The sequence below is a fragment of the Castellaniella sp. genome (genome assembly GCF_034675905.1).
GTDB lineage: Bacteria > Pseudomonadota > Gammaproteobacteria > Burkholderiales > Burkholderiaceae_B > Castellaniella.
This window is the reverse complement of sequence record NZ_JAUCCV010000007.1, coordinates 84,433-107,722: the sequence shown is the minus strand read 5'-3', so window position 1 is coordinate 107,722 and position 23,290 is coordinate 84,433. Positions and strand designations below refer to the sequence as shown.

The 23,290-nt window shown below is 63.6% G+C and carries 22 protein-coding genes and 1 other RNA gene; 19 read left to right on the top strand and 4 right to left on the bottom strand.

The window, feature by feature from the left end; genetic code table 11:
- The first annotated feature begins 92 nt into the window (after positions 1-92).
- Genes VDP79_RS08170 through VDP79_RS08160 form a run of 3 tightly spaced genes read left to right on the top strand, consistent with a single transcriptional unit; the run spans position 93 to position 1,206 of the window.
- Complete coding sequence (locus VDP79_RS08170; RefSeq protein ID WP_323017718.1) at positions 93-416, top strand: DUF883 family protein; 324 nt, start codon at positions 93-95, stop codon at positions 414-416.
- Between the two features lie 5 nt (positions 417-421).
- Positions 422-856, top strand: a complete 435-nt coding sequence (locus VDP79_RS08165; RefSeq protein ID WP_323017717.1) for a phage holin family protein — start codon at positions 422-424, stop codon at positions 854-856.
- On the top strand, positions 853-1,206 hold the full coding sequence (locus VDP79_RS08160) for a hypothetical protein (protein ID WP_323017716.1): 354 nt from the start codon (positions 853-855) through the stop codon (positions 1,204-1,206). Before VDP79_RS08165 ends, VDP79_RS08160 begins: the two co-directional genes overlap by 4 nt.
- A 6-nt stretch (positions 1,207-1,212) precedes the next feature.
- On the opposite strand, the gene ubiD is transcribed toward VDP79_RS08160, so the two are convergent.
- Positions 1,213-2,760: a 4-hydroxy-3-polyprenylbenzoate decarboxylase gene (gene ubiD / locus VDP79_RS08155; protein ID WP_323017715.1), complete on the bottom strand. Its 1,548-nt coding sequence runs from the start codon at positions 2,758-2,760 to the stop codon at positions 1,213-1,215.
- Between the two features lie 80 nt (positions 2,761-2,840).
- Between ubiD and VDP79_RS08150 the strand changes: the two genes are divergently transcribed.
- Entirely contained in the window at positions 2,841-3,728 is an 888-nt protein-coding gene (locus tag VDP79_RS08150; RefSeq protein WP_323017714.1) for a transglycosylase SLT domain-containing protein, read from the top strand.
- Positions 3,729-3,762: 34 nt separating this feature from the next.
- On the opposite strand, the gene VDP79_RS08145 is transcribed toward VDP79_RS08150, so the two are convergent.
- Positions 3,763-4,965: a pyridoxal phosphate-dependent aminotransferase gene (locus VDP79_RS08145; RefSeq protein ID WP_323017713.1), complete on the bottom strand. Its 1,203-nt coding sequence runs from the start codon at positions 4,963-4,965 to the stop codon at positions 3,763-3,765.
- Between the two features lie 58 nt (positions 4,966-5,023).
- On the opposite strand from VDP79_RS08145, the gene VDP79_RS08140 reads away from it, so the two are divergent.
- The 4 genes from VDP79_RS08140 (at position 5,024) to VDP79_RS08125 (ending at position 9,964) form a co-directional block, all read left to right on the top strand.
- On the top strand, positions 5,024-5,935 hold the full coding sequence (locus VDP79_RS08140) for a hypothetical protein (protein WP_323017712.1): 912 nt from the start codon (positions 5,024-5,026) through the stop codon (positions 5,933-5,935).
- 87 nt (positions 5,936-6,022) lie between these two features.
- On the top strand, positions 6,023-8,317 hold the full coding sequence (locus VDP79_RS08135) for an NADP-dependent malic enzyme (RefSeq protein WP_323017711.1): 2,295 nt from the start codon (positions 6,023-6,025) through the stop codon (positions 8,315-8,317).
- Complete coding sequence (locus VDP79_RS08130; RefSeq protein WP_323017710.1) at positions 8,292-9,506, top strand: patatin-like phospholipase family protein; 1,215 nt, start codon at positions 8,292-8,294, stop codon at positions 9,504-9,506. The genes VDP79_RS08135 and VDP79_RS08130 overlap by 26 nt, the downstream gene beginning before the upstream one ends.
- A complete protein-coding gene (locus VDP79_RS08125) occupies positions 9,503-9,964 on the top strand; it encodes a barstar family protein (protein ID WP_416233076.1) in 462 nt (153 codons plus the stop codon). The genes VDP79_RS08130 and VDP79_RS08125 overlap by 4 nt, the downstream gene beginning before the upstream one ends.
- A gap of 19 nt (positions 9,965-9,983) precedes the next feature.
- On the opposite strand, the gene VDP79_RS08120 is transcribed toward VDP79_RS08125, so the two are convergent.
- Positions 9,984-10,706 carry a 16S rRNA (uracil(1498)-N(3))-methyltransferase gene (locus VDP79_RS08120; RefSeq protein ID WP_323017709.1) on the bottom strand — a complete coding sequence of 241 codons (723 nt, stop codon included), beginning with the start codon at positions 10,704-10,706 and terminating at the stop codon, positions 9,984-9,986.
- A 135-nt stretch (positions 10,707-10,841) separates the two neighbouring features.
- Here VDP79_RS08120 and tkt point away from each other — a divergent pair, with 135 nt between their 5' ends.
- The 11 genes from tkt (at position 10,842) to VDP79_RS08065 (ending at position 22,194) form a co-directional block, all read left to right on the top strand.
- Entirely contained in the window at positions 10,842-12,887 is a 2,046-nt protein-coding gene (tkt, locus tag VDP79_RS08115; protein ID WP_323017708.1) for a transketolase, read from the top strand.
- A gap of 12 nt (positions 12,888-12,899) precedes the next feature.
- Positions 12,900-13,910, top strand: coding sequence for a type I glyceraldehyde-3-phosphate dehydrogenase (gene gap, locus VDP79_RS08110; RefSeq protein ID WP_323017707.1), 1,011 nt, complete (start codon positions 12,900-12,902; stop codon positions 13,908-13,910).
- Positions 13,911-14,071: 161 nt separating this feature from the next.
- The gene (locus VDP79_RS08105) at positions 14,072-15,259 is read left to right on the top strand and encodes a phosphoglycerate kinase (RefSeq protein ID WP_323017706.1); all 1,188 of its coding nucleotides are present in this window, start codon (positions 14,072-14,074) and stop codon (positions 15,257-15,259) included.
- Positions 15,260-15,278: 19 nt separating this feature from the next.
- Positions 15,279-15,376, top strand: an RNA gene (ffs, locus tag VDP79_RS08100) — signal recognition particle sRNA small type.
- 31 nt (positions 15,377-15,407) lie between these two features.
- Positions 15,408-17,333 (top strand): DNA polymerase III subunit gamma/tau, encoded by a 1,926-nt coding sequence (dnaX, locus tag VDP79_RS08095; protein ID WP_323017705.1) that lies wholly within the window; start codon positions 15,408-15,410, stop codon positions 17,331-17,333.
- A gap of 43 nt (positions 17,334-17,376) precedes the next feature.
- A complete protein-coding gene (locus VDP79_RS08090) occupies positions 17,377-17,703 on the top strand; it encodes a YbaB/EbfC family nucleoid-associated protein (protein WP_323017704.1) in 327 nt (108 codons plus the stop codon).
- Position 17,704: 1 nt separating this feature from the next.
- A complete protein-coding gene (recR, locus tag VDP79_RS08085) occupies positions 17,705-18,307 on the top strand; it encodes a recombination mediator RecR (protein WP_323017703.1) in 603 nt (200 codons plus the stop codon).
- Between the two features lie 115 nt (positions 18,308-18,422).
- A complete protein-coding gene (locus tag VDP79_RS08080; protein WP_323017702.1) occupies positions 18,423-19,469 on the top strand; it encodes an ABC transporter substrate-binding protein in 1,047 nt (348 codons plus the stop codon).
- Positions 19,462-20,298 (top strand): ABC transporter ATP-binding protein, encoded by an 837-nt coding sequence (locus VDP79_RS08075; RefSeq protein WP_323017701.1) that lies wholly within the window; start codon positions 19,462-19,464, stop codon positions 20,296-20,298. Before VDP79_RS08080 ends, VDP79_RS08075 begins: the two co-directional genes overlap by 8 nt.
- 66 nt (positions 20,299-20,364) lie before the next feature.
- A complete protein-coding gene (locus VDP79_RS08070; protein ID WP_323017700.1) occupies positions 20,365-21,153 on the top strand; it encodes an ABC transporter permease in 789 nt (262 codons plus the stop codon).
- Positions 21,154-21,348: 195 nt separating this feature from the next.
- Positions 21,349-22,194 (top strand): MBL fold metallo-hydrolase, encoded by an 846-nt coding sequence (locus VDP79_RS08065; RefSeq protein ID WP_323017699.1) that lies wholly within the window; start codon positions 21,349-21,351, stop codon positions 22,192-22,194.
- 122 nt (positions 22,195-22,316) lie between these two features.
- On the opposite strand, the gene VDP79_RS08060 is transcribed toward VDP79_RS08065, so the two are convergent.
- Entirely contained in the window at positions 22,317-23,213 is an 897-nt protein-coding gene (locus VDP79_RS08060; protein ID WP_323017698.1) for a LysR family transcriptional regulator, read from the bottom strand.
- Positions 23,214-23,290 lie beyond the last annotated feature (77 nt).

The following is a 23,290-nucleotide window of genomic DNA, read 5'->3' as shown; positions in this document are numbered from 1 at the left end:
TGATCTGGCGCAGGCCCACACAGTTCTTGACACATGGATGCCGCTTGATCGGGTAGGATAGAAATTCTTCAGCCCGATTCAAGGAGTTTCTCATGGCTACACGCAAGCGCATTGCCACCCAGTCTGCCGGCGACGCACTGATCGAGGATCTGAAATCCAGCCTGGATCAGGCGGAAAAACTGCTGCGCGAGGCCGCTGAGACCACGGGCGACAAGGCCGTCGATCTGCGCACCAAGGCCTTGCAGGCGCTGGATCAAGGCCGTGCCGTCTTGTCCGAGACGCAGGCCGATCTGCTCGAACAGGGCCGCAAAGTCGTACAGGATACCGATGAATATGTCCAGGCCAATCCCTGGAAGGCCGTGGGGATGGCGGGTGTCGCCGGTTTACTGCTGGGCGCTTTGTTGTCGCGGCGCTGATGCTCATGGGGGCGTTCAGCCGCGCATTGGCAGATCTGGCAGCAAATGGCGCCGCGCTGATCAGCACCCGCCTGGAATTGCTCAGCCTGGAAGCCCAAGAGGCGCGTGACCGCTTGTTGGGCCAGTTGGCGCTGCTGTTGGCGGCCGCCCTCTGCCTGGGGCTGGCGCTGCTGGTCGCCACCTTGGCCGTGGCCCTGTATTTCTGGCCGACTGAATATCGCTTCCTGGCGCTGGGGCTGCTGGCCTTGGCCTATGCAGTGGCGGGGGCGGGCTTGGTGGTGGCTGTGCTGCGCCGGCTGCGGCACGACCCGGCTCCCTTTGCCGTGACGGCGGATGTGTTGCGTCAGGATGCCCGATCCTTGGGGCTGGCGCGGCCGGCGTCGCCGGGTGAGCCGGCGGATCGCGCCGCTGACGATCCGGATTCCCGGGGGATGCCATGAATCAGCCTGTAGTGCGTACCTCCAGCGCCCGAGACCGTCGCTTGCGTATTGAACTGCTACGCCTGCAGGCGGGCTACGAGCGTCTGGCCTTGCGCCAGAGCGCCTGCCGCCTGGCGGGCGCCGTACAGCCCCGCGCGCTGGCGGCGCAGGCCAGCGACCATCTGCAGGCTTCCGGCCTGGGCTGGTTAAGTGTCGGCTGGCGGCTGTTGCGGCGCTATCCGATGATGGGGTCTTTGCTGGGGTCCGCTCTGGGCAAGACCGGCCGGCGCAGGATCATCCTGAAAACCGCGCTGATCGCCGGGCTGGTCTGGCTGGGCAAGCGCAACGGCTCTCAGGACGAGAACGCCTGATCCCTGTCAGGCCAGGCCGAGCTGATCCCACATGGCGTCCACCCGCTGCTTGACGTCGGCGGACATGGTGATCGGTCGTCCCCATTCGCGCTGGGTCTCGCCCGGCCATTTGTTGGTGGCGTCCAGCCCCATCTTGCCGCCCAGACCCGACACCGGCGAGGCGAAATCCAGATAATCGATGGGTGTGTTTTCCACCAGCAGGGTGTCGCGCACCGGGTCCATGCGGGTCGTCATGGCCCAGATGACCTCGGACCAGTTGCGTACATCGATGTCCTCGTCCACCACGATGATGAACTTGGTGTACATGAACTGGCGCAGCACGCTCCATAGGCCGAACAGGATACGTTTGGCGTGGCCCGGGTACTGCTTGCGGATCGAGACCACCGCCAGCCGGTAGCTGCAGCCTTCCGGGGGCAGGTAGAAATCGGTGATTTCGGGAAACTGGCGCTTGAGCAGCGGCACGAACACTTCGTTCAGCGCCACGCCCAGCACCGCCGGTTCGTCAGGCGGCTTGCCGGTGTAGGTGCTGTGATAGATCGGCTGGCGCCGGTGGGTGATGCGCTCGACCGTCAAGACCGGGAACCAGTCCTGTTCGTTGTAGTAGCCCGTGTGATCCCCATACGGGCCTTCCAGCGCCATTTCATAGTCGGCGCCGGCTGGCGGGGATACCCCGTCGGGGACCGTGGGAGCGATGGCTCTGGGGTCGGAGGAGGGCAGGATATGGCCTTCCAGGACGATTTCCGCCTGGGCGGGCACTTGCAGGCCGCTGCCCAGGGCGGCGGCCAGTTCGGTGCGGGAACCTCGCAGCAGGCCGGCGAACTGATATTCGGACAGGCTGTCGGGAATCGGGGTGACGGCGGCCAGCAGGGTGGCCGGATCAGTGCCCAGCGCCACGGCGATGGGAAAAGGCTGGCCGGGGTGGGCCAGGCAGTGATCGCGGAAATCCAGTGCGCCGCCGCGATGCGACAGCCAGCGCATGATCAGTTTGTTGCGGCCGATCAGTTGCTGGCGGTAGATGCCCAGGTTCTGACGCCGTGCATTCGGGCCGCGCGTAATGACCAGCCCCCAGGTCAATAGCGGCGCCACGTCGCCCGGCCAGCAGCTTTGCAGCGGCAGGTCGTGCAAGTCGACCTGATCAGCTTCGATGACGACTTCCTGGCAGGGAGCGGAACGCACCTGGCGCGGGTTCATGTCCCACAGCGCCGCTTTCAGCATCGCGACTTTCGACAGGGCGTCGCGCATGCCGTGGGGCGGCGTCGGTTCACGCAGCGAGGCCAGCAGTTCGCCCGTGTCGCGCAAGGCCGAGACGTCTTCGGCGCCCATGCCCCAGGCCACGCGCTGCGGGGTGCCGAACAGGTTCGTCAACACGGGAATGGGGCTGGTCCGGCCCGCATGCTGCGCCTGTTCGAACAGCAGGGCGGGGCCGCCGGCGCGCAGCACGCGGTCGCTGATTTCCGTCATTTCCAGCGTGGTGGAGACCGGGTGGCGGATGCGTTTGAGCTGGCCCTGGCGCTCGAGTTGGGCGATGAAGTCCCGAAGGTCGCGGTATTTCACAGAGTGTGCTCAATCAGGTTACAGTGTCGACGTGCCAAAGATTACCATTCCCCCCGCCCGAACGGCTGCCGGAGGCGCCCATGGTCGCAAGGTTGCTGGCTGAGCGCCTGCAGCACGGCATGCGCGCCGTGCTCTCTCCCGTCAATGAATTCATCCATGTCAGCGCCATTTACCTGGGGCTGGCCGTATTGACGACGCTGGGCTTGAGCCTGGTCCTGCCTTCGATGCGCCAGCAGTCCCAGCAACTGCATCAGGTGGTCCTGGCCATGTTCCAGGCGGATGGTACGGTCTATGGCGGCGGCGATGCCGATTATGCCTGGACGCCGCCGACGGATCAGGTGCAGGGATCGAATGGCACGGCGCCGGCGGATACGGCGGACGACACGGCGGCGCCGGATCAGCCGCCGGCCTCCGGCGATCAGGCGCCGGCGGCGGCAGCGCCTTCAGGCCCAGCGGATTTCATGCAGGCCTTGTCCGCCAGCATGCGCGACCAAGCCATCCCTGGCGTGACCACCGCCCAGGCCCAGGGGCTGCGCAGCTATCTGTCACGTAAATACCGGATCGCTTCCAGCGTGTCGGGGGCCTTGGTGCGCACGGCCTTTGCGGTCGGGAAAGAACGCCGGGTAGATCCCCAATTGCTGCTGGCCGTCATCGCTATTGAGTCCCGCTACAACCCCTTTGTGGAAAGCTCGGTCGGGGCGCAAGGCCTGATGCAGGTCATGAGCAGCGTGCACCGCGACAAGCTGCGGGTGCATGGCGGACCATCGGCGATTTTCAATCCGGTGGTCAACATCCGCATCGGGGCCCAGATCCTGGCGGATTGCATCCGCCGGCGCGGCTCGGTCGAGGGCGGCCTGTCTTGTTATGTCGGGGCGTCCGGCCCCAGCGATGGCGGCTATGGGGCCAAGGTCCTGGCCGAACGCCGCCGCATTGCCTTGGCATCCGGTATACCGCTGGGCAAGAACTGACACGCGTCGCAGGGCTGATGACGGCCCCAATCCCTTATGCGCGGTGTGTCTGCGCCGCCGAAGCGGCAGGGGATCGCAAGGCGTCTAAAAACACTTCCATCCGCGTAATCGCTTCGCGCAAGCGATCCAGCCCGGTCGCATAGGAAAAGCGTACCGTCCGGGCGGCATGGGCCTGGCCGAAATCCAGCCCGGGGACGGACGCAACCCCGGCTTCGTTCAGCAGGCGGCGGCAGAATTCGGCGCTATCCAGGCCAAAGGCATGGATGTCGGCAAAAATATAAAAAGCCCCATCCGGCGCGGCGGGGACATCCAGGCCGAGCCGTGCGAATTCCGGCAGCAGATAGTCGCGCCGTTCCTTGAAGGACAAACGCCGGCGTTCGTAGATCTGCATGACCTCGGGTTCGAAGCAGCTAAGCGCGGCGTGCTGGGCCAGCGCCGGGGCGCAGATCGCCAGACTGGCGGCCAGCCGTTCGATGGCCGGCATCAGGGCGGCCGGGGCCATCAGCCACCCCAGACGCCACCCCGTCATGTGAAAGTATTTTGAAAAGCTGTTGATGACCACCAGGTCATCGTCCAGCGTCAGGGCGCTTTGCGGGACGCCGTCGTAGTACAGGCCCAGGTAGATTTCGTCCATGATGACAAACCCCCCGCGGGCGCGTACGGCAGCGATCAGCGCCCGCAGGGCCTCGCGGGGCATGGACGTGCCCGTCGGGTTGCTGGGCGAGGCGATCAGCACGCCCCGGGTGGCCGGCCCCCAATGAGCATCTATGTCTTCGGCTCGCAGCTGGAAGCGGTGTTCGGCGCTGGTGGGGATCAGCCGCGCGGTCCCGCCGGCCGCCGTGATGAAGTTCTGGTTGGCGGGGTAGGACGGGTCGGGCATCAGGACCTCGTCGCCGGGATTGATCAGGGCCAGCGTGGCCAGCAGCAGCGCGCCGGACGCCCCTGCGGTGATCAGGATGCGGGATGGGTCGACCCGGGCGCCGAAATGCGTGTCGTAATAGTGGGAGATGGCCTCGCGCAGGGCCGGGATGCCGACCGGGGCCGTGTAGCCGCTGAGCCCGGCATCGGCTGCCCGGTTCAGGGTTTCCAGGACACGGGGCGGGGCGGTGAAATCGGGCTCGCCGATGCCCAGGCTGACGATGTCGCGGCCTTGGGCGGCCAGCGCCTGCGCCTGTTTCAGGACTTCCACAGCGTAAAATGGCACTGTGCGTTGGGTTCTGTCGGCCAGTCGGACCATGACGTATCTCTACCGCATTGTCTAAAAGACCAATTGTAGCCTTGGCCAGGAGCCTTCTATGCAGTCACCGTCGCGCCGCGCCTTTCTGGTTGGCCGCCGTGCCGAGCAATCCCCGTGGGACGCCTTTCTGTCCCGCCTGCGTCGGGTCGCTCAGGGGCAGGTATATGACTTTTCCACATCTGCCGGCAGCGCCCGGCTGGTGCCCGGTCATATGCAGGATGTCTATCAGGCGCGCGCCCTGTGCCGCGAATACGGCATCACGATGGCGCTTGATGGCGTGCCTTGCGCCAGTTCCCTGGATGATGCGCCGGTCCTATGGCTGGAACCAGGCTCGGCCATGGCCCGCTGCGAACGCCTGGGGCCGGAGGATCCGCGCTGGTTCGTGCAGCCGGGCTGCCTGGTGGGCGATCTGGAATCCGCCGGCCTGCCCCAGTTTCGCGATCAGCCGGCGCACCTGACTGTGGCCGCCTGGCTGGCGGATCGGCGCAGTTGCGATTGGGCCTGCGGCCAGACGGCGGATAGCGGCCTGACGCATGCCTTGCTGCTGCTGGCCGATGGCACTCAGGCCAATCTGGGGGCGTTCGGCGTGGACAATCGCAAGCCCTTGGACAATCTGCGTGTGCAGGGCATGATCCCGCGTCTGTTTGAATTGAGCGCCAACCTGCAGGGCGCCGAGGATTCGTACTGGGATGCCCGCTACCGGCTTGATGCGCTCAGTCCGCTTGCAGGGCGGACGGTCAATCTGGCCCATCTGCTGTTGGGACACGGCGGGGAATTGGGCTGGGTCGAATGGCTGGTATTTGACGAGCGGCTGGGCGCGCCAGCCGAACGGCCCTATGAATCCCGCTATGGCAATCGCCCGGGACCCGGTGCGGCGCAGCGGGAGACGGACCGGGCCGTGCGGGCCTTGTTCGACCCCGACGGGCTGTTTCCGGCGCAGGGCCAGGATCTGCATGGCGTCGACACATGAACGGCATGCACTGCGGGCCATACCCCTGATCGATGCAAGCAGCTAGAATGGCATCACCCCTCATATAACACTAGACAAGGCACCACGATGGACGAATCCCTGCGCGCGGCGGCGCTCGAATATCACGAACATGGCCGTCCCGGCAAAATCTCGGTGACACCCACCAAGCAGCTGTCCAACCAGCGGGATCTGGCGCTGGCCTATTCCCCCGGGGTAGCGGCGGCCTGCGAGGCCATCGTCGACGATGCCCATAATGCTTTTCGCTACACCGCGCGCGGCAACCTGGTGGGGGTGATCACCAACGGGACGGCGGTGCTGGGCCTGGGCAATATCGGGGCGCTGGCCTCCAAGCCCGTCATGGAAGGCAAGGCCGTGCTGTTCAAAAAATTCTCCGGCCTGGATGTTTTCGACATCGAGATCAACGAACAGGACCCCGACAAGCTGGTGGATATCATCGCCGGGCTGGAACCCACATTCGGCGGCATCAACCTGGAAGACATCAAGGCGCCTGAATGTTTCGAGGTCGAGCGCAAACTGCGCGAACGCATGAAGATTCCGGTCTTCCATGATGACCAGCACGGCACGGCCATCTGCGTGACGGCGGCATTCATCAACGGCCTGGAAGTCGTCGGCAAGGACATCGCCAAGGTCAAGGTCGTGGTGTCCGGCGCCGGGGCGGCTGCTCTGGGCTGCCTGGAACTCATGATGGACATGGGCCTGCCGCTGGAACACATCTGGGTGTCCGACATCGAGGGCGTGGTCTACGAAGGCCGCACGGTCTTGATGGATCCCAAAAAGGCCCGTTTTGCGCAAAAGACCGACGCCCGCACGCTGGGCGACATCATCGGCGACGCCGATGTGTTCCTGGGCTTGTCGGCGGGCGGCGTGCTCAAGCCCGAGATGGTCAAGAAAATGGCGGCCCGCCCGCTGGTGCTGGCGCTGGCCAATCCCAATCCGGAAATCCTGCCGGCCGACGCCCTGGCGGTGCGCGACGATGTCGTGATCGCCACCGGCCGGTCCGATTTCCCCAACCAGGTCAATAATGTCTTGTGCTTCCCGTATATTTTCCGGGGTGCGCTGGACGTGGGGGCGACCACCATCACGCGCGGCATGGAAAAAGCCGCCGTCATGGCGATCTGCAAGCTGGCCCGCGAAGAGCAAAACGACGTCGTGGCGGCCGCCTATGGCCTGTACGACGTGTCTTTCGGCGCCAATTACTTCATTCCCAAGCCCTTTGATCCGCGCCTGATCGTACGCATTTCCCCCGCCGTCGCCAAGGCGGCCATGGACGATGGCGTGGCGACGCGCCCGCTGGCCGATCTGGACAGCTACGCCGGCCAGCTGGAACAGTTCGTCTACCATTCCGGCGCCTTCATGAAGCCCTTGTTCTCGGCGGCGCGCGCCATGGTGCGCGAGGGCGGAAAATCCCGCATCGTTTTTGCCGAGGGCGAAGACGAACGCGTGCTGCGCGCCGTGCAGATCGTGGTCGACGAACGCCTGGCCAAACCGATCTTGATCGGCCGGCCGGCGGTGTTGGCGGCCCGTATCGAAAAATACGGCCTGCGCATCCGTCTGGGCGAGGACGTCGAGGTTACCAATCCCGAACACGATGAACGCTTCCATCATTACTGGACCATGTACTGGGAAATGATGTGCCGGCGCGGCATCACCAAGGAAATGGCGCGGGTGGAAATGCGCCGCCGCCTGACCCTGATCGGCGCCATGATGGTGCGTGTGGGCGACGCCGACGGCATGATCTGCGGCACGGTCGGATCGTATGCCAATCATCTACGCTTCATCGACGAAGTCCTGGGCTTGCAGCCGGGAGCGCAGACCTATGCGGCCATGAACATCCTGCTGTTGGATGAGCGCACCATCGCGCTGGCCGATACGCACGTCAACGACAATCCGGATGCCACGCAGATTGCGGACATCACCCTGATGGCCGCCGAAGAAATGCGCCGCCTGAACATCGAACCCAAAGTCGCCTTGCTGTCGCGTTCGAACTTCGGGACGGGCAGTTCGTCTTCCGGCGAAAAGATGCGTGCGGCGCTGGATCTGGTGCGCGAACGCGACCCTGGCCTGGAAATCGACGGTGAAATGCACGGCGATTGCGCGCTGGATCCGGCCTTGCGGCAGCGCATCCTGCCGTCGACCACCTTGAAGGGTGAAGCCAATCTGCTGATCTGCCCCAGCGTGGATGCCGGCAATATCGCCTACAACCTGCTCAAGACCGCCGCTGGCGGCAATGTGGCGGTCGGGCCGTTCCTGCTGGGCGCCAATGCGCCGGTCCACATCCTGACATCCAGCTCGACGGTGCGCCGGATCGTCAATATGGCGGCCTTGACGGTGGTCGATGCCAATAAGCCACGGCGATCCTGATCGGCCTCAGATCGGTCTGGTCCTGACTGGGGGCGGCGCCCGCGCCGCCTACCAGGCAGGTGTGCTGGCCGGCATCCTGCAGGTGCTGGATCCGGATGGCGCCCCTGGGTTCCGTAATCCTTTCGACATCGTCTGCGGCACCTCGGCCGGGGCCATCAATGCCGCCGCCCTGGCGTGTCGCGCTCATCAGCCGCACCGAGCCATCGATCATCTGTGCGCGCTGTGGCAGTCCTTGCATACGCGCGACGTTTATTATTCAGACGCCCCCCGCCTGGTGCGCACCGGCCTGCAGTGGCTGGGCATGCTCACCCTGGGATGGATTCGCCCGCAGCTGTCCCGCTACGCGCCGCATTCCCTGCTGGACAACGAGCCGCTGTCAGGCCTGCTGAGCAGGACGCTCAGCTTTCCCCGGCTGCGGACCAATCTGGATCGCGGGCACCTGAAAGCCCTGGCCATCACCGCCGCCGCGTATACGACTGGCGAACACCTGACGTTCTATCAGGCGGGCGAAGGCAGCATCCTGCCCTGGACGCGCACCCTGCGCCGGGCTGTGTCCTGTTCCATCGGGGTGGATCATCTGCTGGCGTCCAGCGCCATTCCTTTCGTGTTTCCTGCGCGGGCGATCCTGGTGGGCGACCGGACCCTGTGGTGTGGCGATGGTTCGATGCGCCAGCTGGCGCCCATCAGCCCGGCCATTCACCTGGGCGCCGAACGGGTCTTCGTCATCAGCACCAACTACCAGGACGAAACACAGCCTGGCATCCGCGAACTCAGCCCCGCATACCCCAGTCTGGCGCAGATTGCCGGCCATACCTTGTCCAATATTTTCCTGGACGGCATTTCGGTCGACATGGAGCGCATGGAGCGAATCAATGGGCTGCTTGCGCGAATCCCTGCAAATGGATTAAAAAGCGAGTCATTGCGGCCCATCCATACCCTGATGATCGCTCCCAGTCGCTCTCTGGACGAAATGGCGCTGGAACACCTGCACGAATTGCCGCGCGCCGTGCAGACCTTGTTCAGGGTGTTGGGGGTGTCGCCGCGCAAACCCGAGGCGGCAGGCGGGGCGCTGGCATCCTATTTATTGTTCGAAGCAGGCTATACCAAGGACCTGATCGCATTGGGCAGGGCAGACAGCATGAATCGTGCTGATGAAATCATCGCTTTTTTCAAGGAGTGGCCCGCATGAGTCTGGCCCAGATAAGCAAAATGTTCGCCCAGGGTGTCGTAGACGCCCAGGCCGTGTCCGAACAGGATGCGCTGACGGCCGCCGCCGAGGCTGGCCTGGCGGCTTTTGTGGTGGACTGCGACCGGGCGCGTAGCCGTTCCGCTGTGTTGCGGGCGGTGGTCAAGGCCATCGATTATCCCGAGTTCTTCGGCGGCAATCTGGATGCTTTGTACGATTGCCTGTGCGATACGCTGGGTGACCAGAAGACCGGCTTGTTCCTGTGGTTCCGTCATCTGCACTCCGGCGACCCGGCCTTGGCCGATGATGCCCAGGCCATCGGCGCCGTGTGCAACGACGTGGTGGAATACGGCCAGAACAACGAACGCCTGTTCGCCTATGCCATCCAGCATGCCGGGGCGCATCCGGCCCCCGAACCCGGTGTGGATCCGACCCCGTATTCTGGGCGCGAAGACAACTGAACTGGGTGCTGGGCGGCTTTTACCAGCCCAGCAAGGCGGTTGCTGCTGCCGCCATGGCCAGCCCGGCCGTTTCCGTGCGCAATATCCGTGGTCCGAAGCGCACGCCTTGCAGTCCGTGGCGGCTGGCCAGGTCCAGTTCATCGGGAGTCCAGCCGCCTTCCGGGCCCACCAGCACATTCAGGCGGTCGCTCGTGTGGTGCAGGGCCTGCGCAAAATCTGCTTCGCCGTCGGGATGGCAGAACAGGCTGAGGCCGGTCAGTTTTTCTAGGTAATCCCGTAAAGGCGCCGGGTCCAGCACCTGCATCAGGCGGTTACGCCCGCTTTGTTCGCTGGCCGCCTGCACGATCGCCCGCCAGTGCGCCAGGCGCTTTTCCAGGCGCGGGCCGCTCAGGCGCAGAACGCTGCGCTCGGCAGCGATGGGGATCAGGGTGCTGACGCCCAGTTCCACCGCCTTTTCCACCACCCAGTCCATTTTGTCGCCCGAGGCGATGCCCTGTATCAGGGTCAGATGGCCGCGTAGCTCGGATTCGACGGCTTCGTGGCGGCCGACGTCGGCCAACGCCGTGCGTCCCTGGATTTGCAGCACGGCGGGGTATTGGCCGCCTTGTCCGTCGAACAGTGTGACGGCAGTCCCTGCGGGCAGACGCAGCACCCGCAGGGCGTGGTGCGCCAGGGATTCGGGCAAAGTCATCCGGCAATCGGCCTGCAGCGGTGTCGGACAGAAGAAACGGGCGGTCGGCATAAGCGAGGCATATCCCTGCTGCGTGAATGCACGGACTATAAACCGGAGTGGGCAGGGTGGTAAAATTCATAGCTTTGTCATCCTGAAAAAGGCGAAGCGTGCAGCAGTGGCTGCCTGGTTCGCCCCCAAGACCCTATGAGCGCTTTGCCCGCCCCCGACCCTGCCATGGCCAACGCGATCCGCGTGCTGGCCATGGACGCCGTCCAACAAGCCAATTCCGGACACCCCGGGGCCCCCATGGGCATGGCCGATATCGCCCATGTGCTGTGGACGCGCCACCTGCGCCACAACCCGTCCGATCCGGCCTGGATCGATCGCGACCGCTTTGTGCTGTCCAATGGGCATGGCTCGATGCTGCTCTATGCGCTGCTGCATCTCAGCGGCTACGACCTGCCCATCGACGAATTGCGCAATTTCCGCCAGCTGCATTCGCGCACGCCGGGTCACCCCGAAGTCGGCATCACGCCGGGGGTGGAAACCACGACCGGGCCGCTGGGCCAGGGCTTGGCCAACGGGGTCGGCATGGCCTTGGCCCAGGCGCTGCTGGCGCAGGAATTCAATCGCCCCGGCCACGACATCATCGACCACGACACCTATGTGTTTGCGGGCGACGGGTGCCTGATGGAAGGCATCTCGCACGAAGCCTGCTCGCTGGCGGGCACGCTGGGCCTGTCGCGCCTGATCGTGTTCTACGACGACAACGGCATTTCCATCGACGGCCAGGTACAGAACTGGTTCGCCGACGACACCCCGGCCCGTTTCGAGGCCTACGGCTGGAACGTGCTGCGCGGCGTCGATGGCCATGACATGAATGCTCTGGATGCGGCCATCGTCCAGGCGCGCGCCCATGCCGCCGCCGGGCGCGGTCCTACCCTGATCTGCTGCCGCACGGTGATCGGGCGCGGCGCGCCCACCAAGGCCGGCAGCGAAAAAGTCCACGGCGCGCCGTTGGGCGCCGATGAAATCGCCGCCGCCCGCAAAGCCATGGGCTGGAATCACCCGCCTTTTGATATTCCGCGCGAAGTCTACGCTTACTGGAATGGCCGTGAACGCGGCGCCCAGCAGCAATCCGATTGGCAGGTGCGCTTCGATCACTATGCCGAGACCTACCCGGAACTGGCCGCGCAATTGTGCCGCCGCATGGCCGGTGAATTGCCGGTCGATTTCACCGAACGCGCGCGCGCCTATGTGCAATCCACACAGGACAAGGCTGAATCCATCGCTTCGCGCAAGGCATCGCAGCAGGCCATTGCCGCTTTTGCCGACATCCTGCCTGAACTGTTGGGCGGCTCGGCCGACCTGACCGGGTCGAACTTCACCGACTGGAAGGGCGTCACACCGGTGCGCCCCAGCGCCAACGGCCTGCAGGGCGGGCGTCACATCAATTATGGTGTGCGCGAATTCGGCATGGCGGCCGTCATGAACGGCATGGCGCTGCACGGCGGCTACCTGCCGTTTGGCGGCACCTTCCTGACGTTCTCCGACTATTCGCGCAATGCCTTGCGCATGGCTGCACTGATGAAACAGCGCGTGGTGCACGTGTTCACGCACGACTCCATCGGTCTGGGCGAAGACGGTCCTACGCACCAGTCCGTCGAACATGCCGGCAGTCTGCGCCTGATCCCCAATCTGCATGTCTGGCGGCCTTGCGATACGACGGAAACCGCCGTGGCCTGGCAGGCTGCGCTGGCGCGTCCGGCCAGCATCGGCATGGCCGTGCATGACGGCGGGCCGTCGGCGCTGCTGTTGTCGCGCCAGAATCTGCCCTTTGTCGCTCGCGATGCGGCCACCACGGATGCGATTGCGCGCGGCGGTTATGTGTTGCGTGACATGGTGGGCGCTTGCGCCGTCATCATCGCCACCGGGTCCGAGGTCGAACTGGCCTTGCAGGCCCAGGACAGCCTGGCCGCCCGCGGCATCGCCACCCGGGTGGTGTCCATGCCCTGCACGCAGGTGTTCGATGCGCAGGATGCGGATTGGCGCGGCGCTGTGTTGCCCGCCGGCCTGCCGCGCGTCGCCGTCGAGGCGGGCGGGACGGCCACTTGGTACAAATACGTCGGTACGACCGGGTCTGTTGTCGGCATCGACACTTTTGGGGAATCGGCTCCGGCCGGTGTGTTGTTCAAACATTTCAACCTCACGGCCGATCATGTGGCGGCCACGGTCGAGCAGCTTTTGTAAAGGAGATCCTTCATGACCATCCGTGTTGCAATCAATGGTTACGGTCGTATTGGCCGCAATATTCTGCGTGCCCACTACGAAGACGGGAAAAAACACGATATCCAGATCGTCGCCGTCAATGACCTGGGCAACCCCGACACCAATGCCCACCTGACCCGCTATGACACGGCGCATGGCCGTTTCCCCGGCACGGTCGAGGTCGATGGCGATTTCATGGTGATCAATGGCGATCGTATCCGTGTGCTGGCCGACCGCGACCCCGCCAAGCTGCCCTGGGGTGAACTGGGCGTAGACGTGGTGCTGGAATGCACGGGCTTTTTCACCAGCAAGGAAAAAGCATCCGCCCACCTGAAGGGCGGCGCGAAAAAGGTCATCATCTCCGCCCCCGGCGGCAAGGACGTGGACGCGACCATCGTGTACGGCGTCAATCACCAGGTGCTGAAGGCATCTGACACGGTGATCTCCAACGCCTCGTGCACCACCAACTGCCTGGCGCCGCTGGTGTACCCCCTGCATCAGCAACTGGGTGTGCTCAACGGTCTGATGACCACGGTGCATGCCTATACCAATGACCAGGTCCTGACCGACGTCTATCACTCCGATCTGCGCCGCGCGCGTTCGGCCACGCACAGCATGATTCCCACCAAGACCGGTGCGGCGTCTGCGGTCGGCCTGGTGCTGCCCGAACTGAACGGCAAGCTCGATGGCTATTCGATCCGCGTCCCGACGATCAATGTGTCCATCGTCGATCTGTCCTTCGTGTCCGCCCGTGCCACCACGGTGGACGAAGTCAACGGCATCCTCAAGGCCGCTGCCGAAGGCCCCCTGAAGGGCATTCTGGCCTACACCACCGAACCGCTGGTGTCGGTCGACTTCAATCACAGCCCGCTGTCCAGCACTGTGGATGCGGCATTGACCAAGGTCTCCGGCTCGCTGGTTAAGGTCTCGTCCTGGTATGACAACGAGTGGGGGTTCTCGAACCGCATGCTCGATACCACCGTGGCGCTGATGGCGGCCAAGTAAACCCGGTGGTTCCAGGTGTGTTCCGTCCGACAGCGTGTTCAGGCTGACCCGGATGGAACGGCAGGGCGGGGCGACCCGCCCTTTTCATTCGTTTCAGGGGTTTCTGCTGCACCGGGCTTGAAGGCCGCGCAAAGGGGTCCCGCATTGCACAAGGCATCTCCATGTCGATACAGACTCTTTCCGGCCTGGCGCAGGCTGGCGCCCTGGCGGGCAAGCGCGTGTTCATCCGTTCCGATCTGAATGTGCCCCTGGATCAGGGGAAAATCACCGAAGACACCCGCGTGCGGGCTTCGGCGCCGGCCATCCGCCTGGCGCTGGATGCCGGGGCGTCCGTCATGGTGACGTCTCACCTGGGGCGTCCCAAAGAAGGCGTCGTCGGCCCAGACGATACCTTGCAGCCGGTGGCGGACCGTCTGGCTGAATTGCTGGGCCGCCCGGTGCGGCTGGTGCGCGACTGGGTGGACGGCGTCGATCTGGCGGCGGGCGAAGTCGTGCTGCTGGAAAACTGTCGCTGCAATCCCGGCGAAAAGAAAAACGACCCGGATCTGGCCCGCCGCATGGCGGCCTTGTGCGACGTATACGTCAACGACGCCTTTGGCACGGCGCACCGCGCCGAGGCTACGACCGAAGGCATGGCGCGTTTCGCCCCGGTGGCGTGCGCCGGCCCCTTGCTGGCCGCCGAGCTGGACGCCCTGGGCCGTGCCCTGGAAGCGCCGCGCCGCCCGATGGTGGCGATTGTGGGCGGATCGAAAGTCTCTACCAAACTGTCCATCCTGCAGGCCTTGGCCGACAAAGTCGATCAACTGATCGTGGGCGGCGGTATCGCCAATACCTTCATGTTGGCCGCCGGCCTGCCCATCGGCAAGTCCCTGGCTGAACCCGATCAGGCGGATCAGGCCGCTGCCGTCATGAAATCCATGCAGGCGCGGGGCGTGCAGGTGCCGATTCCGGTGGACGTGGTGGTGGCAAAGACGTTCGCTGCGGATGCGCCCGCCACCGTCAAGGCCGCTGCCGACGTGGCGCCCGACGATCTGATCCTGGATATCGGCCCGCAGACGGCGGCGCAGCTGGCGCAGCAACTGCGTCAGGCCGGCACGATCGTCTGGAATGGCCCGGTCGGCGTGTTCGAATTCGATGCCTTTGCCCACGGCACGCAGGTCGTGTCCCAGGCGATCGCCGAATCGGATGGCTTTTCTATTGCAGGCGGCGGCGATACGCTGGCGGCCATCGCCAAATATGGCATTGCGGACCGCATCGGCTACATTTCCACCGGTGGCGGAGCCTTCCTGGAATTCCTGGAAGGCAAGACGCTGCCTGCCGTGGCAGCCTTGCAGGCGCGAAGCGCCTGAGGTCTGTTAGAATTCACAAGGCGGGCCCCTTCGCATGGTTCGGCGGTGAACCTGGTCAGGTCGGGAACGAAGCAGCCACAGCCGTGCAGAACCAGTGCCGAAGTCAGGCTCGCCTTTCCTTTTGTCTCTTCCGGGCGGCGGCCGACTCATGAGCTATCTCGTTCTGGCGCGCAAATGGCGCCCCCGTTCCTTCGACACCTTGATCGGTCAGGACCACGTGGTCCGGGCGCTCAGCAATGCCCTGTCATCCGGCCGCCTGCATCATGCCTGGCTGTTCACCGGTACCCGGGGGGTGGGCAAGACCACCTTGTCGCGCATCCTGGCGAAATCCCTGAATTGCGCCGATGGCATTACGGCCACCCCTTGCGGCCATTGCCAGGCCTGCACGGAAATCGATGCCGGGCGTTACGTCGATTACATTGAACTCGATGCGGCCTCGAACCGGGGCGTGGACGAAATGACCCAGCTGCTGGAACAGGCGGTGTATGCCCCGTCGTCCGGCCGCTACAAGGTCTACATGATCGACGAAGTCCACATGCTGACGGGGCATGCCTTCAACGCCATGCTGAAGACCCTGGAAGAACCCCCGGAACACGTCAAGTTCATCCTGGCGACCACCGATCCGCAAAAGATCCCGGTCACGGTGCTGTCGCGCTGCCTGCAGTTCAATCTCAAGCAGATGACCGTGCCGGCCATCGTCGAACATCTGCAGCATATCCTGGTCCAGGAATCCATCCCGGCTGAAGCCCAGGGCCTGCGCCTGATCGCCCAGGCGGCGGCGGGTTCCATGCGCGATGCCCTGTCCCTGACGGATCAGGCCATTTCCTATGCGGCGGGCAATCTGACGGCTGCGGCTGTCGGCGAGATGCTGGGGACGCTGGATCAGCATCACCTGGTGGCGTTGCTGCGGGCTTTGGCGGCGGTCGATGCAGCGGGCGTGCTGGCCGTGGCGGATGAATTGGCCTCTCGCGGCCTGTCGTTCCAGGCCGCGCTGGCGGATCTGGCCGTGCTGCTGTCGCGGGTGGCCATCGCCCAGCGCCTGGGGCATGCCCAGGCGGACGACCCCCTGGCCGATGATGTCCAGGCCTTGGCGGCCAGCTTGGGGCCGGACGATCTGCAATTGTTCTATGCCGTCGCCGTCCATAGCCGCCAGGAACTGGCGCTGGCGCCGGACGAGTACGCCGGGTTTGTCATGGCCTGCTTGCGCATGCTGGCGCTGCTGCCGCCGGATCGCGTCCCTCCGGTGCGCCTGGATCCGCCTGTCTCAGCACCTGAACCGGTGATTGAACCGGTCCGCACCGATGCCCAGGCGGCTCCCCGCGCGCAGGCCGTCGTCGTTGCGCCCCCGGCCGATGAACCGCCGGCCTGGGAGGCCATCACACCGGACTCTCCAGCGCCGCCGCCGGATGCCGCGCCAGTGGAACCGTCTGCGCCAGTGGCGGTACAGGCTGGTGCACCGGTCCCGCCACCGGCAGCGCCCGACACGCATGCCGCCGATACGGACATCCCTTTGGATGCGGACGACGCAGCGTCTGCCAGCCAGGACTGGACGGCGGATGTACCCGATGATTTCGACGGGGCGCCGGCAGATGATGCTCTGGTGCTAGAGGACGAAGACCTGCCCGTGCGGCTGGCGGATCTGCCAGGCGCTGCTGTCGCGCCTGACGCCGTCTCCATCCCCGATCCCGACCGTCTGGCGGCGTCGGATTGGCCCGCATTGGCGGCGGATCTGCCTGTCACAGGCGCGGCTCGGGCCTTGGCCCTGAATAGTGAATGGCTGAGCGGCGACGAGCATCGGGTGCGCCTGCGGGTGGCGATCCATACTCTGATCGAAGGCGGCGCCCATGATCGCTTGCGTACGGTGTTGTCGGAATACTTCGGCCGGGTGCTGCGTCTGGATATCGAGTACGGCGATACGGGTGACGATACGGCCGCTGCAGTGGATCAGGCCACCCGCGCCCAACGTCAGCAGGCTGCCGAACAGGCGGCGGACAGCGATGATCTGGTGCAGACGCTGGTCGGGCAGTTTGCCGCCCGGGTCGTCCCCGGGTCGGTTCGTCCGCCTGCGGTATAGTCCCTGTTTTCTTTTCCCCTCTTTACCCAATCAGGACATCGCCATGATGAAAGGTCAGATTGCCGGTTTGATGCGTCAGGCCCAGCAAATGCAGGAAAACATGAAAAAGGCCCAGGACGCTCTGGCCGAATTGATCGTGGAAGGCGCGGCGGGCGGCGGCCTGGTGAAAGTCACCATGAGCTGCAAGTACGACGTCAAGCGCGTGGTCATTGATCCCTCGCTGTTCGACGATGATCGCGACATGATCGAAGATCTGGTGGCGGCCGCCTTCAATGATGCCCAGCGCAGGGCCGAAGCCACCGCCCAGGAAAAGATGTCGGCGGTCACGGCGGGCATGTCCCTGCCGGCCGGCATGAAACTGCCGTTCTGAGATGGCAGCGGGTCTGCCCGAGCCCGAACCCCTGCAGGCATTGATCGATGCGCTGCGCGGCTTGCCGGGCGTGGGTGTGCGTACGGCGCGGCGCATGGCCTACCACCTGCTGCAGAATGACCCCGACGGGGCACTGAAGCTGGGCGGGGCCTTATGTGATGCAGTGAACGGCCTGTGTCATTGCGAACGTTGCAATTCCTTTACGCAGACCCCCTTGTGCGTCACCTGCCAGAATGCAGATCGTGACGCCTCGCTGCTGTGCGTGGTCGAAACGCCTGCCGATCAGAACATGATCGAGGCCAGCCATGGCTACCAGGGCCTGTATTACGTCCTGATGGGGCGGCTGGCGCCGCTGGAAGGCGTCGGCCCGGACCAGGTGCAGTTCGCCCGCCTGCTGGCGCGCGCCACCGACGGACAGGTGCGCGAAGTCATCCTGGCGACCAATTTCACCGCCGAAGGGGAAACCACGGCGTATTACCTGTCGGATATGCTGCGCGACCGAGGCTTGACGGTGACACGGCTGGCCCGAGGCGTGCCCAGCGGCGGCGAATTGGAATACGTCGATGCCGGCACGATTGCCTGGGCCTTGATGGAGCGCCGCTAAGCGGCGGCCTGCCTCAGGCTGCAGATTGCATTGCGGTGTGCCGCCGTCTCTGTATCCGGTCTTATCCGCGTTATCATGCTGACTCAGCGTCAATACAAATAACGGAGACAGGACCATGTCGATTTCTCGTCGTGAATTGCTGAAAACCGCTGGTGCGGCAGGTTTGCTGGGTGCCATACCCGGCCTGGCGCGTGCGCAGGCGGCCGCCTTGGAAAAATCATCATTGACCATCGCGGTGGGCGGCCAGCCCCTGATCTATTACCTGCCGCTGTCAGTCGCGCACCTGAAGGGCTACTTCAAGGAAGAAGGCCTGGACGCCACGATCGCCGATTTCGCCGGCGGGTCCAAGGCGCTGCAGGCGGTGGTCGGCGGCAGCGCGGACGTCGTGTCCGGCGCCTTTGAGCACACCATCAATCTGCAGTCCAAGGGTCAGTTCTACCGTTGCTTCGTTCTGCAGGGCAGAGCGCCGATGATCGTGCTGGGGGTCTCCAAAAAGACCATGCCCGATTACAAATCGCCCGCCGATCTGAAAGGCAAGAAAATCGGCGTGACGGCGCCGGGGTCCTCGACCAATATGATGGCCAGCTTCTTTCTGGCGCAGCATGGGCTCAAGCCGACCGACGTCGCCTATATCGGTGTGGGCGCCGGCGCAGGGGCGGTGACGGCGCTGCGCACCGGGCAGATCGATGCCATCGCCAACCTGGATCCCGTCATCAGCACCCTGGTGAAAGAAGACGCGCTCCAGGTCGTAGCCGATACGCGCACGCTGAAAGACGCCCGGCAGATTTTCGGCGGCAACATGCCGTCCGGCTGCCTGTACACCTCGCAGGCCTTCATCGATGCCAATCCCAACACCACTCAGGCTTTGGCCAATGCCATGGTGCGGGCCGACAAATGGATTCAGGCAGCCACGCCTGATGACATTGCCAAGCTGGTGCCGGAATCCTACCTGCTGGGGGATCCTGAACTCTACAAGCTGGCCCTGAAAGGCAACCGGGAAGCCTTGTCACCCGATGGTCTGGTGCCCGAAGACGGCCCGCAGACGGCTTTGAATGCCTTGGCTGAATTCGTGCCGAATTTCGATCGCACCAAGATCGATATCTCCCGCATCTGGACCAACCAGTTCGCCATCAAGGCCGACCAGAAATATCCGCATGGCTGATTCGCAGAACAAGACCGTGCCGGCCGGGCAGCCGCCCGCTTTGCTGCTCGACCGGGTGACCTGTACTTTCACGTCTCCTGACGGTTCGGCCTATACGGCCATGCGGGATGCCACCTTGGCAGTGGCGCCTGGCGAGTTCGTCTCGGTCGTCGGACCCACGGGTTGCGGCAAATCCACTCTCTTGAACATGGCGGCCGGCCTGTTGCATCCGACGTCCGGTTCAGTCAGCGTCTTTGGCGAACCGCTGCAGGGCATCAATCACCGTGCCGGCTACATGTTCCAGGGCGATGCACTGATGCCTTGGCGCAGTGCGCTGGCCAACGTCACGGCGGGGCTGGAATTCGCCGGCGTGTCCGGCGCAGACGCCACTGCGCAGGGCCGTGACTGGATGCGCCGCGTGGGGCTGGGCGGTTTCGAGAACCGCTATCCTCACCAGATGTCCGGGGGCATGCGCAAACGCACCATGCTGGCCCAGACCCTGATCCGTGACCCGGACATCATCTTGATGGATGAGCCCTTTTCGGCGCTGGATATCCAGACGCGCCAGTTGATGGAAAACGAGGTCCTGGATCTGTGGATGGCGCGTCGCAAAGCGGTGCTGTTCATCACCCATGATCTGGATGAAGCCATCGCCATGAGTGATCGGGTCGTGGTGCTGTCCGCAGGGCCTGATACGCACCCGATCGGGGAATTCATCATCGACATTCCTCGCCCCCGTGATGTCGCTGAAGTCCGCATGGACCCTCGCTTCATCGAGCTGCATCAGGGTATCTGGGCGGTGCTGCGCGATGAAGTCCTGAAGGGCTACGAACGGCAGAAAAAGGCCTGACCCCATCGATTTCCTCGGCCCTGCAGGCGCATCCGCCCAGGGCTTGAACAGGAGCTTGCTCTCATCATGAATTCCGAACTGCCCAGACCTGTCCTGCGATTGCTGCAGATCACCTTGCTGGTGCTCATCCTGCTTATCTGGCATTGGGCTTCGCAGAATCGCAACGTCGCTTTTTTCTTTGGCCGGCCCATCGAGGTCGCCCAGGCCATCTGGGTCTGGTTCGTCACCGACGCCAGCATCTACCGCCATCTGTGGATCACCTTGTCCGAGACCGTGCTGGCATTTTTCATCGGCACGATCGGCGGCCTGGGCTTTGGTCTGTGGCTGGGGTTGTCGCGCACGGCCAGCGCCTTGCTGGAACCTTACGTCACCGCCGCCAATTCCATGCCGCGCGTCATTCTGGCGCCGATCTTCGGCATGTGGTTCGGCCTGGGGATCTGGTCCAAGGTCGCTCTGGCGGTCACGTTGGTGTTCTTTATCGTCTTTTTCAACGTTTATCGGGGCGTGCGCGAAGTCTCGCCCACGCTATTGGACAATGCCCGCATGCTGGGCGCCTCCCAGCGTCAATTGCTGCGCCACGTGTACATTCCCTCGGCGACCAGCTGGGTGTTTTCCAGTCTGCACACCTCCGTGGGCCTGGCGTTTGTCGGCGCCGTGGTGGGTGAGTATTTGGGGTCCGCCGCCGGCGTCGGCTATCTGATCCTGCAGGCCGAAGGCACGTTGGATGTCAATACGGTCTTTGCCGGCATTGTGGTCCTGACGATTTTCGCCCTGCTGCTGGATGGCGCCGTGTCACTGGCGGAACGCCGCCTGCTGGTCTGGCAGCCGGGGCCAGGCGCGACGGACAAGACCTGATCTGCGACTAACTTGGCACTGGCGATGCTGTTCAATCATGTGCAATGGCTTGAGCAGTATTGCAGTCAGGGGTGATGGAGTGCGCGCGTGTGATTGATGCCTGTATGGCATCACGTCCCCCATGCAAAAGTATTTGTAATGCATGTGGGCCCGCAGGATACTGGCCATGCTTCTCCACATGGCCTATCAAGACAAATGATTACCTCGCAACATTATTTCGTCGGTAATGCCGAAATTTTTCGAGTCACTGAACAACTCATCGACCTTCCACCCTCCAAGCTGTTTCCGGATCACCAGGAAGAGCTCTCAACCGTTGACCTTCCCGACAAACTGACGCTCTCCATTCATAGTTGGATCGTACGCATGCCAAATAGACTGATCGTCGTTGACACGGGGATTGGTAATGACAGGGACCGCGATGGCAGTCCATTCTTCGACCATCTGCATACGGACTTTGCAGAACACCTTGCTTCGACGGGAGTAGATAGACTGAAGGTGGACATGGTGTTGATGACGCATCTGCACATTGACCATGTCGGTTGGAACACCTATCACGACGGCATCGAATGGAAGCCAATGTTTCCTAACGCGCGCTATGTCTTTTCCGAGCAGGGTCTTGAGCACTGGCGACATGATCCAAAGCGTCAAACGATCTATGGCGACAGCGTCCAACCCGTGCTTGATGCAGGGCTTGCCTGCACTGTCGATCAGGCCGGATCGATGGACCTCGGAGATGGTTTGCGTTGCGTATCCATGCCGGGACATAGTCCCGACCATTCGGTGATCGCTCTAGAGTCGGATGGAATGTATGCACTGTTTGGGGGCGATACCATGCACCACCCCATCCAGGTGAGCCATCCGCACTGGAACTCGACTTTCTGTGAACATAAGCTAGGTGCGGTTGGTTCCCGGCACAAAGTGCTTCAATGGAGCGCGGAACACCAGGCGCTGTACTTCAGCGCGCATTTTGCAAGCAGTTCGGCCGGACGCATAGAGCGAGTTGCCGGCAATCCCGGCAGCTACACCTGGCGCTTTGTGTAAGCTCGCTCAGTGAGCGGCCACCCCCCCCTCGGGTACCTGGCCCTCATATGCGTTCTTGCATGCATCGGAAATGGCACGCTACCAGGTTCCGTGCCGTCAGCCGAGGTAAAGGCTGTTTATGATCAATCGCCTCGATCCAACCCATTTTTCAGAGTTTCCACGAAGCGGCTGAGAGCGGGATTGGAATTCGAACGGAAGTACGCAAAAGATAAAGGCAAGGGAACCGACAGACCTTCGAGTTCCACGAAATTCACACGTGAAGGAGCGCGCCAGCGGTTGCAGGAATTGACGATGGCGACCCCAATGCCAGCGGATACCAGGGATAGTATTGCCGCTTCGCTGCCGACCTCTTGGACAATATGGATTGTCAGCCCTGCTTGGGAACAGGCGTTGATCAGCCGGTCGTAATAGGTGGGGTAGACCGTCCGATGAAAGGCCACGAAAGGCTCTGTGGTCAGACTGTGAATTGAGATCTTAGTGGATTTTCCTCCACGCCAATCCCTCGGCGTCGCCAGCACGACGCCGTGCGGGGGCAGGGGTATTGATTCGAAGCCATCGGGCAGAGGGTCGAATACATAAACGAAGCCGCCATCCAGTGTTCCGTTTTCGATGGCTCGCAATTGTTCTGGCGTGGTGAAGGGGTGCAGGTGCAGGTCGACGTCACCGTAGTATTTACGAAACTCGCCCAGGGTAGAAGGCACGAGTCCTTCCCACCCCGCAATCTCGACCAGCCCAATGCTAAGCTGCCCTGATCGCCCCTCCATGACCATCCGCGCTGATCTGCCCGCCGCCTCGATCATCGCCAGCGCGCGGCGTGTCTCGGACAGGTATTGTTCGCCGGCCCTGGTCAGGCGAAGTCCTTTCGTCGTGCGATCAAACAACTGCACGCCAAGCTCCGTTTCCAAGTCGTGAATCTGGCGGGAGACTGCAGGCTGTGAGATATGCAGATGGTTCGATGCAACTCGCACGTTTCCGTATTCAGCGACGACAACAAAGTAGCGCAGGTGTCGAAGTTCCATGATCGGTAGTGCAGTTTAAGGAAGACTCAGCTGCGATTTTAACGGCGTAGTCGCTGGGTCTGCGCGTAGCTCAAAGC

Excerpts from the sequence above, each read along its gene's own strand:
- VDP79_RS08170 (WP_323017718.1), top strand. The coding sequence starts at position 93 with ATGGCTACACGCAAGCGCATTGCCACCCAGTCTGCCGGCGACGCACTG.
- VDP79_RS08165 (WP_323017717.1), top strand. The coding sequence starts at position 422 with ATGGGGGCGTTCAGCCGCGCATTGGCAGATCTGGCAGCAAATGGCGCC.
- VDP79_RS08160 (WP_323017716.1), top strand. The coding sequence starts at position 853 with ATGAATCAGCCTGTAGTGCGTACCTCCAGCGCCCGAGACCGTCGCTTG.
- VDP79_RS08150 (WP_323017714.1), top strand. The coding sequence starts at position 2,841 with ATGGTCGCAAGGTTGCTGGCTGAGCGCCTGCAGCACGGCATGCGCGCC.
- VDP79_RS08145 (WP_323017713.1), bottom strand. The coding sequence starts at position 4,965 with ATGGTCCGACTGGCCGACAGAACCCAACGCACAGTGCCATTTTACGCT.
- VDP79_RS08140 (WP_323017712.1), top strand. The coding sequence starts at position 5,024 with ATGCAGTCACCGTCGCGCCGCGCCTTTCTGGTTGGCCGCCGTGCCGAG.
- VDP79_RS08135 (WP_323017711.1), top strand. The coding sequence starts at position 6,023 with ATGGACGAATCCCTGCGCGCGGCGGCGCTCGAATATCACGAACATGGC.
- VDP79_RS08130 (WP_323017710.1), top strand. The coding sequence starts at position 8,292 with ATGCCAATAAGCCACGGCGATCCTGATCGGCCTCAGATCGGTCTGGTC.
- VDP79_RS08125 (WP_416233076.1), top strand. The coding sequence starts at position 9,503 with ATGAGTCTGGCCCAGATAAGCAAAATGTTCGCCCAGGGTGTCGTAGAC.
- VDP79_RS08120 (WP_323017709.1), bottom strand. The coding sequence starts at position 10,706 with ATGCCGACCGCCCGTTTCTTCTGTCCGACACCGCTGCAGGCCGATTGC.
- tkt (WP_323017708.1), top strand. The coding sequence starts at position 10,842 with ATGAGCGCTTTGCCCGCCCCCGACCCTGCCATGGCCAACGCGATCCGC.
- gap (WP_323017707.1), top strand. The coding sequence starts at position 12,900 with ATGACCATCCGTGTTGCAATCAATGGTTACGGTCGTATTGGCCGCAAT.
- VDP79_RS08105 (WP_323017706.1), top strand. The coding sequence starts at position 14,072 with ATGTCGATACAGACTCTTTCCGGCCTGGCGCAGGCTGGCGCCCTGGCG.
- dnaX (WP_323017705.1), top strand. The coding sequence starts at position 15,408 with ATGAGCTATCTCGTTCTGGCGCGCAAATGGCGCCCCCGTTCCTTCGAC.
- VDP79_RS08090 (WP_323017704.1), top strand. The coding sequence starts at position 17,377 with ATGATGAAAGGTCAGATTGCCGGTTTGATGCGTCAGGCCCAGCAAATG.
- recR (WP_323017703.1), top strand. The coding sequence starts at position 17,705 with ATGGCAGCGGGTCTGCCCGAGCCCGAACCCCTGCAGGCATTGATCGAT.
- VDP79_RS08080 (WP_323017702.1), top strand. The coding sequence starts at position 18,423 with ATGTCGATTTCTCGTCGTGAATTGCTGAAAACCGCTGGTGCGGCAGGT.
- VDP79_RS08075 (WP_323017701.1), top strand. The coding sequence starts at position 19,462 with ATGGCTGATTCGCAGAACAAGACCGTGCCGGCCGGGCAGCCGCCCGCT.
- VDP79_RS08070 (WP_323017700.1), top strand. The coding sequence starts at position 20,365 with ATGAATTCCGAACTGCCCAGACCTGTCCTGCGATTGCTGCAGATCACC.
- VDP79_RS08065 (WP_323017699.1), top strand. The coding sequence starts at position 21,349 with ATGATTACCTCGCAACATTATTTCGTCGGTAATGCCGAAATTTTTCGA.
- VDP79_RS08060 (WP_323017698.1), bottom strand. The coding sequence starts at position 23,213 with ATGGAACTTCGACACCTGCGCTACTTTGTTGTCGTCGCTGAATACGGA.